General features: G+C 61.5%; 12 protein-coding genes. 5 read left to right on the forward strand and 7 right to left on the reverse strand.

The window, feature by feature from the left end; translation table 11 throughout:
• Nucleotides 1–4 precede the first annotated feature (4 nt).
• On the reverse strand, nucleotides 5–784 hold the full coding sequence (locus tag R1A29_RS25175; protein ID WP_438299874.1) for a YdcF family protein: 780 nt from the start codon (nucleotides 782–784) through the stop codon (nucleotides 5–7).
• Between the two features lie 105 nt (nucleotides 785–889).
• Complete coding sequence (locus R1A29_RS25180) at nucleotides 890–1,213, reverse strand: hypothetical protein (protein ID WP_085712273.1); 324 nt, start codon at nucleotides 1,211–1,213, stop codon at nucleotides 890–892.
• 254 nt (nucleotides 1,214–1,467) lie between these two features.
• On the opposite strand from R1A29_RS25180, the gene leuS reads away from it, so the two are divergent.
• The 5 genes from leuS to R1A29_RS25205 all read left to right on the forward strand — a co-directional run bounded on the left by leuS (nucleotide 1,468) and on the right by R1A29_RS25205 (nucleotide 7,536).
• Entirely contained in the window at nucleotides 1,468–4,074 is a 2,607-nt protein-coding gene (leuS, locus tag R1A29_RS25185) for a leucine--tRNA ligase (RefSeq protein ID WP_438299875.1), read from the forward strand.
• A gap of 88 nt (nucleotides 4,075–4,162) precedes the next feature.
• A complete protein-coding gene (gene lptE, locus R1A29_RS25190) occupies nucleotides 4,163–4,768 on the forward strand; it encodes an LPS assembly lipoprotein LptE (protein ID WP_438299876.1) in 606 nt (201 codons plus the stop codon).
• A gap of 39 nt (nucleotides 4,769–4,807) precedes the next feature.
• A complete protein-coding gene (gene holA / locus R1A29_RS25195) occupies nucleotides 4,808–5,845 on the forward strand; it encodes a DNA polymerase III subunit delta (protein ID WP_085712276.1) in 1,038 nt (345 codons plus the stop codon).
• 142 nt (nucleotides 5,846–5,987) lie between these two features.
• Nucleotides 5,988–6,152, forward strand: a complete 165-nt coding sequence (gene arfA / locus R1A29_RS25200) for an alternative ribosome rescue factor ArfA (RefSeq protein WP_007958672.1) — start codon at nucleotides 5,988–5,990, stop codon at nucleotides 6,150–6,152.
• Nucleotides 6,153–6,213: 61 nt separating this feature from the next.
• Entirely contained in the window at nucleotides 6,214–7,536 is a 1,323-nt protein-coding gene (locus R1A29_RS25205; RefSeq protein ID WP_438299877.1) for a lytic murein transglycosylase, read from the forward strand.
• Nucleotides 7,537–7,583: 47 nt separating this feature from the next.
• Here the strand turns inward: R1A29_RS25205 and R1A29_RS25210 are convergent, their stop codons facing one another.
• From R1A29_RS25210 to R1A29_RS25230, 5 genes are all read right to left on the reverse strand, one after another.
• Nucleotides 7,584–8,531, reverse strand: a complete 948-nt coding sequence (locus R1A29_RS25210; protein ID WP_438299878.1) for a S66 peptidase family protein — start codon at nucleotides 8,529–8,531, stop codon at nucleotides 7,584–7,586.
• 174 nt (nucleotides 8,532–8,705) lie between these two features.
• Entirely contained in the window at nucleotides 8,706–9,704 is a 999-nt protein-coding gene (gene lipA, locus R1A29_RS25215; RefSeq protein ID WP_162803535.1) for a lipoyl synthase, read from the reverse strand.
• Between the two features lie 25 nt (nucleotides 9,705–9,729).
• Complete coding sequence (gene lipB, locus R1A29_RS25220; protein ID WP_438299879.1) at nucleotides 9,730–10,377, reverse strand: lipoyl(octanoyl) transferase LipB; 648 nt, start codon at nucleotides 10,375–10,377, stop codon at nucleotides 9,730–9,732.
• Complete coding sequence (locus R1A29_RS25225) at nucleotides 10,377–10,652, reverse strand: DUF493 domain-containing protein (protein ID WP_007958664.1); 276 nt, start codon at nucleotides 10,650–10,652, stop codon at nucleotides 10,377–10,379. Before R1A29_RS25225 ends, lipB begins: the two co-directional genes overlap by 1 nt.
• An 84-nt stretch (nucleotides 10,653–10,736) precedes the next feature.
• Entirely contained in the window at nucleotides 10,737–11,894 is a 1,158-nt protein-coding gene (locus R1A29_RS25230) for a D-alanyl-D-alanine carboxypeptidase family protein (RefSeq protein ID WP_065259591.1), read from the reverse strand.
• Between the last annotated feature and the right edge of the window lie 96 nt (nucleotides 11,895–11,990).

Raw genomic sequence — 11,990 nt, forward strand, 5'->3', positions numbered from 1 at the left:
GCCCTCAGTCTCCGCTGTCGCCTGCTCGGTAGAACAACGAATAACCGATCTGCCCCACCGCCTCGTTCATCAATTGCCCGCTCTGCCAGATCGACTTGAACTCCGGCAGCCAGCCACCGAACGGCCGGGCATTGTCGGTGCCGAGGAAACCGACCGGTGCCGGCACCACTTCGAATCCGGCCTGTTGATAACTCCACACCGCACGCGGCATGTGCCAGGCCTGGGTCACCAGCACGATACGTTTGACACCTTCCGGCAGCAGCATCTTGGCGCTGAAGGCAGCGTTTTCCCACGTGGTGCGGCTCTCCCCTTCCTGCCAGCGCACCGTCACACCGAAATCATCACGCAGCGAATCGGCCATCAGTTTCGCCTCGGTCGGCGGCGTACCGTAATGCAGACCACCACTGGTCAGAATCGGCAACCCCGAGGCCTTGGCCAGACGCGCCGCGTAGCGCTGCCGCTCAAGCCCGACACCCGTCGGTTGATCCTCACCCCAGGCCAGGTCGCCACGCTCGCGCCCGGAACCCAGCACCACAATCGCATCGGCGCGTTGCGCAAGGCTTGTCCATGAATCCCGGGGCAGCGGCGGCTCACGCTCCAGGGCCTTGGCACCCCATTGCACGACCACCGGCAAGCTCATCAGCAGGAAGCCGCCAAACCCCAGAACGAAGCACAGCCCGGCCAGTCGCGGGCGCGAACGTCGCAACCACCAGGCGACGAGCAACAGCAGCAAGAGAAGGCCGGGCGGCAATAGAAGTTGTTTAATGAAATAACGAAAAGGCATCGAGCATCTCCAGAGATGCCCGAAGCCTAAGTGGGTTGATACAACGCGACAACCAGTAGGGTCGGATCCCGTTGAAAAAGATCCGCTTTTTGACCTGCCATGCGTTTACTTGGCCTGCAGAGTGCGCACTTTTACGGTCTCTCTGCCCGGTGCCTTGTCCTTGAGCCAGATGACCTTGGCCGAATGGGCTGCATCGAGTTGCTTCACTGCCTGTGACAGGTATCCGTGGGTTTCACGCTCACTGCGATCCAGGTAAGCCTTGACCAGATTGAACTCGGCGGGGCTCAAGCCACGCAATTCCAGCTCCAGGGGGCGCTCGTCGCGCAGCCGTCCAGCGGTTTTTGCCGCGTCCAGGGCCATTCCCAGACGATCGATCAACCGCTCGTACAACTCGGGTTTGGTTATGTTTCTTTGCTGTGACTCCACCATCCCTCACCTCATTGAAGATAAGACTCACTCCCCAGTTAGAGCTTAGCTTCGCTGCACAAACCGGCTGCACGCCGCGACCAACGGCCCTCGCCGCGATTTCAACGGGGCAAACGGCTGCAATCAGGGTTTCCCTAGGCCAAGCGCGGTCATGTATGCTACGGCGCTTCCTGTAACTCCACTTCCAGCCCGTCCGGCCCGCTCCGGATGTCGCATTGAAGAGGATTAGGCCACCCCTATCCAGTACAAAAGTAGCCATGCACGAACAATATCAGCCCCGTGAAATCGAAGCCGCCGCCCAGTCATTCTGGGACGAGCAAAAGTCCTTTGAAGTCAGTGAACAGCCAGGCAAGGAGACTTACTACTGCCTGTCGATGTTCCCTTACCCCAGCGGCAAGCTACACATGGGGCACGTGCGCAACTACACCATCGGCGACGTGATCTCCCGCTACCAGCGCATGCTCGGCAAGAACGTCCTGCAACCGATGGGTTGGGACGCCTTCGGCATGCCGGCGGAAAACGCCGCGATGAAGAACAACGTGGCCCCGGCCAAGTGGACCTACGAAAACATCGCCTACATGAAATCCCAGCTGCGCAGCCTGGGCCTCGCGGTGGACTGGTCCCGCGAAGTCACCACCTGCAAGCCGGATTACTACCGCTGGGAACAGTGGCTGTTCACCCGCCTGTTCGAAAAAGGCGTGATCTACCGCAAGAACGGTACCGTGAACTGGGATCCGATCGACCAGACCGTTCTGGCCAACGAACAGGTGATCGACGGTCGCGGCTGGCGCTCCGGCGCGCTGATCGAAAAGCGCGAAATCCCGATGTACTACTTCAAGATCACTGCCTACGCGGATGAGCTGCTGGAGAGTCTCGACGAACTGACTGGCTGGCCGGAACAGGTCAAGACCATGCAGCGCAACTGGATCGGCAAGTCCCGCGGGATGGAAGTGCAGTTCCCTTACAACGTCGATTCGATCGGCGAAAGCGGCACCCTGAAAGTCTTCACCACCCGTCCGGACACCCTGATGGGCGCAACCTATGTTGCCGTGGCCGCCGAGCACCACCTGGCTGCTCTCGCCGCGAAGAACAACCCTGAGCTGCAAGCGTTCATCGCCGAATGCAAGGGCGGCAGCGTCGCCGAAGCCGACGTCGCCACTCAAGAGAAAAAAGGCCTGCCGACCGGCCTGTTCGTCGAGCACCCGCTGACCGGTGAAAAACTGCCGGTGTGGGTCGCCAACTACGTGTTGATGCACTACGGCGACGGCGCAGTGATGGCTGTGCCGGCTCACGACGAGCGCGATTTCGAGTTCGCCCACAAGTACAACCTGCCGGTCAAATCCGTGGTTCGCACCAGTTCCGGCGAAAACAATCCGGCGCCATGGCAGGACGCCTACGGCGAGCACGGCACGCTGATCAATTCCGGCGAGTTCGACGGCCTGGACTTCGCTGGCGCCTTCGACGCCATGGAAGTCGCCCTGATCAAGAAAAACCTCGGTGCCTCGCGCACCCAGTTCCGCCTGCGCGACTGGGGCATCAGCCGTCAGCGCTACTGGGGCTGCCCGATCCCGATCATCCACTGCGATGCCTGTGGTGACGTGCCGGTGCCGGAAGACCAGTTGCCGGTCGTACTGCCGGAAGACGTGGTGCCGGACGGCGCCGGTTCGCCGCTGGCGCGCATGCCCGAGTTCTACGAGTGCACCTGCCCGAAATGCGGCCAGCCTGCCAAGCGTGAAACCGACACCATGGACACCTTTGTCGAGTCGTCCTGGTACTACGCCCGTTACGCCTCGCCGCACTTCGAAGGCGGTCTGGTGGAAAAATCCGCGGCCGACCACTGGTTGCCGGTGGATCAGTACATCGGCGGTATCGAACACGCCATTCTTCACCTGCTCTACGCGCGCTTCTTCCACAAGCTGATGCGTGACGAAGGTCTCGTGAGCTCCAACGAACCGTTCAAGAACCTGCTGACCCAGGGCATGGTGGTCGCCGAGACCTACTATCGTCGTGAAGCCAACGGTGCCTACACCTGGTTCAACCCGGCGGACGTGGAACTCGAGCGTGACAGCAAGGCCAAGGTCATCAGCGCCAAACTGAAATCCGACGGCCTGCCGGTGGAAATCGGCGGCACCGAGAAGATGGCCAAGTCGAAGAACAACGGCGTCGACCCACAGTCGATGATCGATCAGTTCGGCGCTGACACCTGCCGCCTGTTCATGATGTTCGCTTCGCCGCCTGACATGAGCGCTGAATGGTCCGACTCCGGCGTGGAAGGCTCGCACCGCTTCCTCAAGCGCGTCTGGCGTCTGGCTCAGGCCCACGTCACCCAGGGCCTGCCGGGCAAACTGGACATCGCCGGCCTGAATGACGAGCAGAAAGTCGTTCGTCGTGCGATCCACCAGGCGATCAAGCAGGCCAGCCACGACGTCGGCCAGAACCACAAATTCAACACCGCCATCGCTCAGGTGATGACGCTGATGAACGTGCTGGAGAAAGCCGCGCAAGCCACCGAGCAGGACCGCGCGCTGATCCACGAAGGCCTGGAGGCCGTGACCCTGCTGCTGGCTCCGATCACGCCGCACATCAGCCATGAACTGTGGAATCGCCTGGGCCACGCCGATCCGGTGATCGACGCCGGCTGGCCGGTGCTGGACGAAAGCGCGCTGGTGCAGGACAGCCTGACCCTGGTCATTCAGGTCAACGGCAAACTGCGCGGCCAGATCGAAATGCCGGCCGCCGCGACCCGTGAAGAAGTCGAAGCCGCTGCTCGTGCCAACGAAAACGTGCTGCGCTTCGTCGATGGCCTGACTATCCGCAAAGTGATTGTAGTGCCCGGGAAACTGGTCAATATCGTCGCCAGCTAATTGGATCGGGCGCCGGGTTTTGCCTGGCGTCCAGTAAAACCTTTCGGGCCGCAGGGTCGGCCCACATGGTTTCAAGGGGAGCAACACAATGATCAAACGCAATCTGCTGGTGATGGGCCTCGCAGTCCTGTTGAGCGCCTGCGGTTTCCAGCTGCGCGGCACCGGCACCACCGAACTGGCAATCAAGGAACTCGACCTGAGCGCCCGCAACGCCTACGGCGAAACCGTGACGCAACTGCGTCAGTTGCTGGAGGCCAGCGGCGTCAAGATCGTCTCCGGCGCGCCGTACAAGCTGTACCTGGCCGATGAGCAGGAAAACCAGCGCATCCTCAGCTACGCCGGTGCCGGCCGTACTGGCGAGTACCAGGTGACCACCGTGCTCAACTACGACATCCGTGGTGAAAAAGACCTGCTGCTCAAAAGCGACAAGCTTGAAGTGCAGAAAGTGTTCATCCACGACGGCAACAACCTGGTGGGTTCCGACCAGGAAGCCAACGATGCTCGCAACGAGACACGCCGCGAACTGGTCCAGCGCATGATGCTGCGCCTGCAACAACTGACGCCGGCCCAGCTGGATGCCCTGCAGCAGACCGCCAACGCCCGGGCCAAGGCAGAAGCCGATGCTCTGGAAGCGGCGCAGAAGGCTGAAGCGGAAACCCCGCGCCAGTCGCCGCTCGAACTGCCGCAGCAGTAAGACGTCCGGGGCGCTCAGGCGCCCCGTTCGCCCTCTCTTATGAAGCTCGCTCCCGCCCAACTCGGCAAGCACCTGCAAGGCGCCCTCGCGCCGGTCTACATCATCAGCGGCGATGATCCGCTGCTGTGTCAGGAAGCCGCCGACGCCATTCGTTCCGCTGCCCGTCAGCAAGGTTTCGACGAACGCCAGGTGTTCGCTGCCGACGCCAATTTCGATTGGGGTACGCTGCTGCTGGCCGGCGCCAGCATGTCGTTGTTCGCTGAAAAGCGCCTGCTGGAACTGCGCCTGCCCTCCGGCAAGCCCGGTGACAAGGGTGCCGCCGCGCTGATCGAATACTGCTCGCGCCCTGCCGAAGACACGGTATTGCTGATCAGCCTGCCCAAGCTGGACGGCAGCGCGCAGAAAACCAAGTGGGGCAAGGCGCTGGTCGAGGGCCAGCAGACACAGTTCATCCAGATCTGGCCGGTGGATGCCAACCAGTTGCCGAGCTGGATTCGTCAAAGACTGTCTCAGGCCGGCCTATCGGCCAGTCAGGACGCGGTCGAACTGATTGCTGCGCGGGTCGAAGGCAACCTGCTTGCTGCCGCACAGGAGATCGAGAAGCTCAAGCTGATGGCCGAAGGCGGACAGATCACCGTCGAAACCGTGCAGGCGGCCGTGGCCGACAGTGCGCGCTTTGACGTGTTCGGCCTGACCGACGCAGTCCTCAACGGCGAGCCGGCTCACGCACTGCGCATGCTCGAAGGGCTGCGCGGTGAAGGTGTCGAGCCGCCAGTGATCCTCTGGGCCCTGGCTCGGGAACTGCGTCTGCTGGCCAACATCTCCCTTCAGTACAGCCAGGGCACTCCGCTGGACAAGTGTTTCAGTCAGGCGAAACCGCCGGTCTGGGACAAGCGCAAACCGCTGATGAGCAAGGCCCTGCAACGCTACTCGGCGCAACGCTGGGCGCAATTGTTGCTCGAAGCCCAGCGCATCGATGCGCAGATCAAGGGCCAGGCGGCCGGTTCGCCGTGGATGAGCCTCAGCCGTTTGGCGCTGTTGATGGCCGGTCAGCGTCTGACGTTACCTGCCGAATGAAATTCGGGATCGCACACTGCGATCCCGTTTTTTTTTGCACAGACCATTTCCTACAGAACATCCCGCCTTCAGTCCTATAGACAGACGCCTGACATCGGCAGATCATTTGCCGCGCAAAACCCACTCACTCGCGAGAACCCTCATGAGCAAAAAGCCATCGAAACATGGTCACAACAAGGCCAAATCCATCGTCGCCCAACCCCTGTTCCGCAGCCGCCAGGAACGACCAACCAAGGGTAAAGGCAGCTACCGCCGCGAAGCCTTCCAGTCTGACAGCTGGGAGGCTTCTTACTTTCTGGCCGCTTGAAGCGCAGCACCCCTTCCTCATGTTAAGGTCTGCACCTGATTCGTATCCCCTGGACCTGTGCATGCCCCTCAGTCTTTCCCGTCGTTGGCCCGTTCGCCAACTGATCGCTGCCACAAGTTTCATACTGCTTGTCGCCTGCGCGGAGAAACCCACCGCCGCCGACGCGCAACCGCTTCAGACTGCTCCCGTAGCCACGGCCCCCGCGATCATCCCGCCGGTAGTGCCGTCCGGTGACGACCTCGATCTGCAACCGACCCAGACTTTCGCCGAATGGCAGGCAGGTTTCCGCAAGGACGCCCTGGCCGCCGGTATCCGCCCCGATGTGTTTGATCGCGCCTTTGCCAACGTGAGCTTCGATGCCAGCGTGATCCGCGCCGATCGTAGCCAGCCGGAGTTCGCACGCCCGGTATGGGAATACCTCGACGGCGCGCTGTCGCCACTGCGGGTACGCAAGGGCCAGGCCCTGATCAACCAGTACGCCGATATCCTGCAACGCATCGAGCAACGTTATGGCGTCGACCGCCAGGCGCTGGTATCGGTGTGGGGGATGGAAAGCAATTTCGGCCAGTTCCAGGGCACCAAGTCGGTGATCAACTCCCTGGCAACCCTGGCCTATGAAGGTCGCCGCCCGGCCTTTGCTCACGCGCAACTGATCGCGGCGCTGCAGATCCTGCAGCAAGGCGACATCACGCCGGAGAAAATGCTCGGTTCCTGGGCCGGTGCCATGGGCCAGACCCAGTTCATCCCGACCACCTACAACACCCACGCGGTGGATTTCGACGGTGACGGACGCCGCGACATCTGGGGCAGCCCCGCCGACGCTCTGGCCTCGACTGCGCATTACCTGCAAAGCTCCGGCTGGCAACGCGGTCAGCCTTGGGGCTTCGAAGTGCAGCTGCCGAGCGGTTTCAACTACACACTGGCAGATGGCGCGATTCGCAAGAGTGTCGCCGAATGGCGGCAACTGGGCGTGAGCCTGCCCAACGGAGGCCAGGCCCCTGCCGGTTCCGAGCAATTGTCGGCTGCCCTGCTGCTGCCGGCGGGCTATCGTGGCCCGGCGTTCCTGATCCTCGACAACTTCCGGGCGATCCTCAAGTACAACAACTCGTCGTCCTATGCCCTGGCCGTCAGCCTGTTGTCCGAGCGCTTCAACGGCGCCGGCCTGATCAACGGCACCTGGCCGAAGGATGATCTGCCGCTGAGCCGTACCGAGCGCATCGAGCTGCAGAACCTGCTGACCGCGCGCAACTACGACGCGGGCACCGCTGACGGCATCATCGGCGCCAACACTCGCAAGGCGATCCGCAGTGCGCAGCAGTCCTTTGGCTGGCCCGCAGACGGTTACCCGACACACAAGCTGCTGGAAAGCTTGCGTAGCCAGTAAAAACAAAACCGCCGCCTCTTCAGGCGGCGGTCTTTTTTGTGGCTCGTTTAACGAATCACTACATCCTGCTCCAGCATCAATTCCTTCTTCCCCGCATCCAGTCGAACCAGCGCGCCCAACGGCAGCGTCAGGTTCGGATCACAGTGCCCGCTGCGCCAGCCCGACAACACCGGAATCCGCAACGGCTCGAAGGTCTGCTTGAGCAGGCGATTCAGCGCATCGACATCCACCCCCGCGATATCCCCGACCAACACGCCGCGCAATCGGGCCAGTTTGCCGGCAAGACGCATCTGGGTCAGCAAGCGGTCGATCCGATACAGCGGCTCGTTGACGTCCTCGATGAGCAGGATCACCCCTTCGACGTCGATTTCGTAAGGCGTGCCCAGAGTCGCGGCGATCATCGCCAGATTGCCGCCCAGCAAACGCCCGTGAGCGATGCCGGGCTCAACCGTGGTCAGTGGATAAGCCACCGGATGGCTCAATACACTGCCGGTCTTCAACTGCCCGCGCAGCATGGCGAAGAACGACGTCACCGTCGGCGGTTCCTTGTCCCCCAGCAGGTCGGCGTTCAACAGTGGCCCGTGAAAGGTCACGAACCCGGCGTAGCGACTGATGGCCAGGTGCAGCGCAGTGATGTCGCTGTAGCCGACGAACGGCTTGGCATGGCGAGCCAACAGATCGTAGTCGATTTGATCCAGCAGGCGCGGCGTGCCGTAACCGCCACGCAGACAGATGATTGCGTCAACCTCGGGATCAGTGAACGCCGCGTGCAGATCGTTGAGCCGCACCTCGTCGCTGCCGGCCAGATAGCCATCCTTCTCGTAGACGCCAGGAAATACCCGCAAACCGTAACCCCGGGCGCGCATCCATTGAACAGCCTTTTCGGTATCCAGCGCGCCAGGACCGGCGGGCGCAATGACGCCTATCAGCCCTTCCGACGGCAGCGCCGGCACAGGCTTGTGCGGAAAAAGGGTATGGGTCGGTCGAACGGTCATCCATGGATCTCCCTGTGTGAAGTCATGCACACACAGTAGTCAGGAACGGCGACAAACAGAAGAGATTCGGCTGCGCCGCAGATTGCAGGAAAAGTGAACAACGAGTGTAGTCCGGGCAAAAAAATGCCCGCCGGGCGGTAAACCCCGGCGGGCATTTTCTCGTTCAGCGCTGAATCAGGAACCGAGCAGTTCGGCCTTGACCAGTTTCGCCTGCTCGTCGGCATGGTACGACGAACGCACCAACGGGCCGGAAGCGACGTTCTTGAAGCCCATCTTGTAACCTTCCTCGGCGAACCAGGCGAAGGTGTCCGGGTGCACGAAACGCTGCACCGGCAAGTGGCTGCGGGACGGTTGCAGGTACTGGCCCAGGGTCAGCATGTCGATGTCGTGTTCGCGCATGCGCTTCATGACTTCGATGACTTCGTCGTCGGTCTCGCCCAGACCCAGCATCAGGCCGGACTTGGTCGGAATGTGCGGCATCATCTGCTTGAAGCGTTGCAGCAGGGTCAGCGACCACTGGTAGTCCGAACCCGGACGCGCAGCCTTGTACAGGCGCGGTACGGTTTCCAGATTGTGGTTGAACACATCCGGCGGCTCGGCCGCAGTGATTTCCAGGGCGATGTCCATGCGACCACGGTAGTCCGGGACCAGGGTCTCGAGCTGCACGTTCGGCGACAGTTTGCGGATTTCGCGGATGCAGTCGGCAAAGTGCTGGGCACCGCCGTCACGCAGGTCGTCGCGGTCAACCGAGGTGATCACCACATACTTGAGTTTCAGGTCGGCGATGGCGATGGCCAGGCTTTCCGGCTCGTTGACGTCCAGTGGCTTCGGACGACCGTGGCCGACGTCGCAGAACGGGCAGCGACGGGTGCAGATGTCGCCCATGATCATGAAAGTCGCGGTGCCGCCGGAGAAGCACTCGCCCAGGTTAGGGCAGGACGCTTCTTCGCAGACGCTGTGCAGCTTGTGCTTGCGCAGCAGGCTCTTGATGCGCTCGACTTCCGGCGAAACCGGGATGCGTACGCGGATCCAGTCGGGTTTCTTCGGCAGTTCGGTGGTCGGAATGATCTTTACCGGGATGCGTGCAACCTTCTCGGCGCCGCGCAGCTTGACGCCGGCTTCAACCTTGGGACGCGGGGCCGGGCGCTCGGTCACGTCGAGCGTCGGGATCATGGTTTGCACTGCATCAGTAGTCATATCAGTCGATTCCGCCCGTCAGGGTCGTCTGCTCAGCATAGTCGAGGTGTTTGACGAGCTGCGCGCGCAGCCGGGCACTTACCTCGGCAAATTCAATCGATCCTGCGTGATCGCTCAGCTGGGTCATCGCCAGCCCGGCATAGCCGCAGGGATTAATCCGTCGAAACGGCTCCAGGTTCATATCCACGTTCAGGGCCAGGCCATGAAAGGAACAACCGTGGCGAATCCGCAAACCCAGAGAAGCGATTTTCGCTCCGTCGACATAGACGCCGGGAGCATCTGGCTTGGCCAAGGCGGTCACACCGTAGCTGGCCAGCAGTTCGATCAGGCACCGCTCCATGCGTGTGACCAGGTCGCGTACGCCAAAACCCAGTTTGCGTACATCCAGCAACAGGTACGCCACCAGTTGGCCGGGGCCATGGTAAGTCACCTGCCCGCCGCGGTCGACCTGAACCACCGGGATATCTCCCGGCAGCAACAGATGTTCGGCCTTGCCGGCCTGACCCTGAGTGAACACCGGCGGGTGTTCGACGAGCCAGATCTCGTCGGCGGCATCACTGCCGCGTTCGTTGGTAAAGCGTTGCATGGCATGCCAGACCGGCTCGTAAGCCATCTGGCCAAGTTCGCGAAAGCCCAGCGTGCCCGGCATCACAACACCATGTGTACGAAACCGGTCGCCCGCAGTTCGCTGTTGATGTTGTACAGCTGATCCTGGTCGGTCGCGACGATGTGCAACTGGATGGTGGTGTACTTGCCGTTGCTGCTTTGACGCTCGTCGACACGCTCGTCGTTGATCTTTGCGTGTTTCTTGACGATGTCGATGATCTTGTCTTTGTTGCCGACGCCCGTATCGCTGATCACCTTAACCGGATAATCAACCTGCGGAAATTCGATCTTTGGCGCCTTTACTTCGGTATCGGTCATGGCGTAACGGCCTCGTAAGCGTAAGCCCGGTAACGAACAAGGCCCCGCTCCGGAAGGGAACGGGGCCATGCAGGTCAACTCGAATCAGTTGAACAAGCCGTAGAAGAATAGACGGATGCTATCCCACATGCGGCGGAAGATACCACCCTCCTCGACAGCGTCCAGGGCGATCAGGTCGGCGCTGTGCACCACCTTGTCGTCCAGTTTCACTTCGACTTTACCGATCACGTCGCCCTTGGCGATTGGCGCGGTCAGTTGCGGGTTCATGGTCATGCTGGCAGCGAGCTTCTTCAGCTGGCCTTTCGGCAGGGTCATGGTCAGGTCTTCAGCCAGGCCGGCCTTGACTTGACTGGTGGTGCCTTTCCACACCGGGGCCTGAGCCAGTTCGGTGCCCTTCTGGTAGAAGGTCTGGGTTTCGAAGAAACGGAAACCGTAGGTCAGCAGTTTCTGGGTTTCGGCAGCACGAGCCACTTCGCTGTTGGTGCCGAACACCACGGCGATCAGGCGCATGCCGTCACGTACGGCCGAGGACACCATGCAGTAGCCGGCCTCGTCGGTGTGACCGGTTTTCAGACCGTCGACGGTCTTGTCGCGCCACAGCAGCAGGTTGCGGTTAGGCTGCTTGATACCGTTCCAGAAGAACTCTTTCTGCGAGTAGATCGCGTAGTGAGCCGGGTCTTCGTGGATGATCGCGCGCGCCAGGATCGCCATGTCGTGAGCCGACGAGTAGTGTTCAGGGTTCGGCAGACCGGTCGGGTTCATGAAGTGGGTATTGGTCATGCCCAGATCGGCGACAGTCTTGTTCATCAGGTCGGCGAAGGCGTCTTCGCTGCCGGCGATGTGCTCGGCCACCGCGACGCTGGCGTCGTTGCCGGACTGAATGATGATGCCGTGCAGCAGGTCGCTGACGGTCACCTGCGAGCCGACCTTGATGAACATCCGCGAACCGCCGGTGCGCCAGGCGTTTTCGCTGACGGTCACCGGATCGTTTTCACCGATCTGGCCACGACGGATTTCCAGCGTAGCAATGTACGCGGTCATCAGTTTGGTCAGGCTGGCCGGTGGCAGACGCTGGTCACCGTTGTTCTCCACCAGCACGTTGCCGCTGCTGGCGTCCATGAGCACGTAGGCTTTTGCGGCCAGTTGAGGTGGCGACGGCATCATCTCGGCCGCGAAGGCGGCTGGCGAGAGGAGCAGCGGGACTAGCAGACACAGGCGTTTGGCAAAGGTGGTGATGTTCATCCGTCTCTCGAAATCGCTAATGGAAACTGCCCTTGCGGGCAAAATTAATCAGATGACTTTCTAACGAGTCATCGCGTGTTCAGTTGCTCACTCCAG

This window comes from Pseudomonas sp. NMS19W (genome assembly GCF_051554255.1).
Taxonomy (GTDB): domain Bacteria; phylum Pseudomonadota; class Gammaproteobacteria; order Pseudomonadales; family Pseudomonadaceae; genus Aquipseudomonas; species Aquipseudomonas kribbensis.

Excerpts from the sequence above, each read along its gene's own strand:
- R1A29_RS25230 (WP_065259591.1), bottom strand. The coding sequence starts at position 11,894 with ATGAACATCACCACCTTTGCCAAACGCCTGTGTCTGCTAGTCCCGCTG.
- holA (WP_085712276.1), top strand. The coding sequence starts at position 4,808 with ATGAAGCTCGCTCCCGCCCAACTCGGCAAGCACCTGCAAGGCGCCCTC.
- R1A29_RS25225 (WP_007958664.1), bottom strand. The coding sequence starts at position 10,652 with ATGACCGATACCGAAGTAAAGGCGCCAAAGATCGAATTTCCGCAGGTT.
- R1A29_RS25205 (WP_438299877.1), top strand. The coding sequence starts at position 6,214 with ATGCCCCTCAGTCTTTCCCGTCGTTGGCCCGTTCGCCAACTGATCGCT.
- arfA (WP_007958672.1), top strand. The coding sequence starts at position 5,988 with ATGAGCAAAAAGCCATCGAAACATGGTCACAACAAGGCCAAATCCATC.
- R1A29_RS25180 (WP_085712273.1), bottom strand. The coding sequence starts at position 1,213 with ATGGTGGAGTCACAGCAAAGAAACATAACCAAACCCGAGTTGTACGAG.
- leuS (WP_438299875.1), top strand. The coding sequence starts at position 1,468 with ATGCACGAACAATATCAGCCCCGTGAAATCGAAGCCGCCGCCCAGTCA.
- lipA (WP_162803535.1), bottom strand. The coding sequence starts at position 9,704 with ATGATCCCGACGCTCGACGTGACCGAGCGCCCGGCCCCGCGTCCCAAG.
- R1A29_RS25175 (WP_438299874.1), bottom strand. The coding sequence starts at position 784 with ATGCCTTTTCGTTATTTCATTAAACAACTTCTATTGCCGCCCGGCCTT.
- lipB (WP_438299879.1), bottom strand. The coding sequence starts at position 10,377 with ATGCCGGGCACGCTGGGCTTTCGCGAACTTGGCCAGATGGCTTACGAG.
- lptE (WP_438299876.1), top strand. The coding sequence starts at position 4,163 with ATGATCAAACGCAATCTGCTGGTGATGGGCCTCGCAGTCCTGTTGAGC.
- R1A29_RS25210 (WP_438299878.1), bottom strand. The coding sequence starts at position 8,531 with ATGACCGTTCGACCGACCCATACCCTTTTTCCGCACAAGCCTGTGCCG.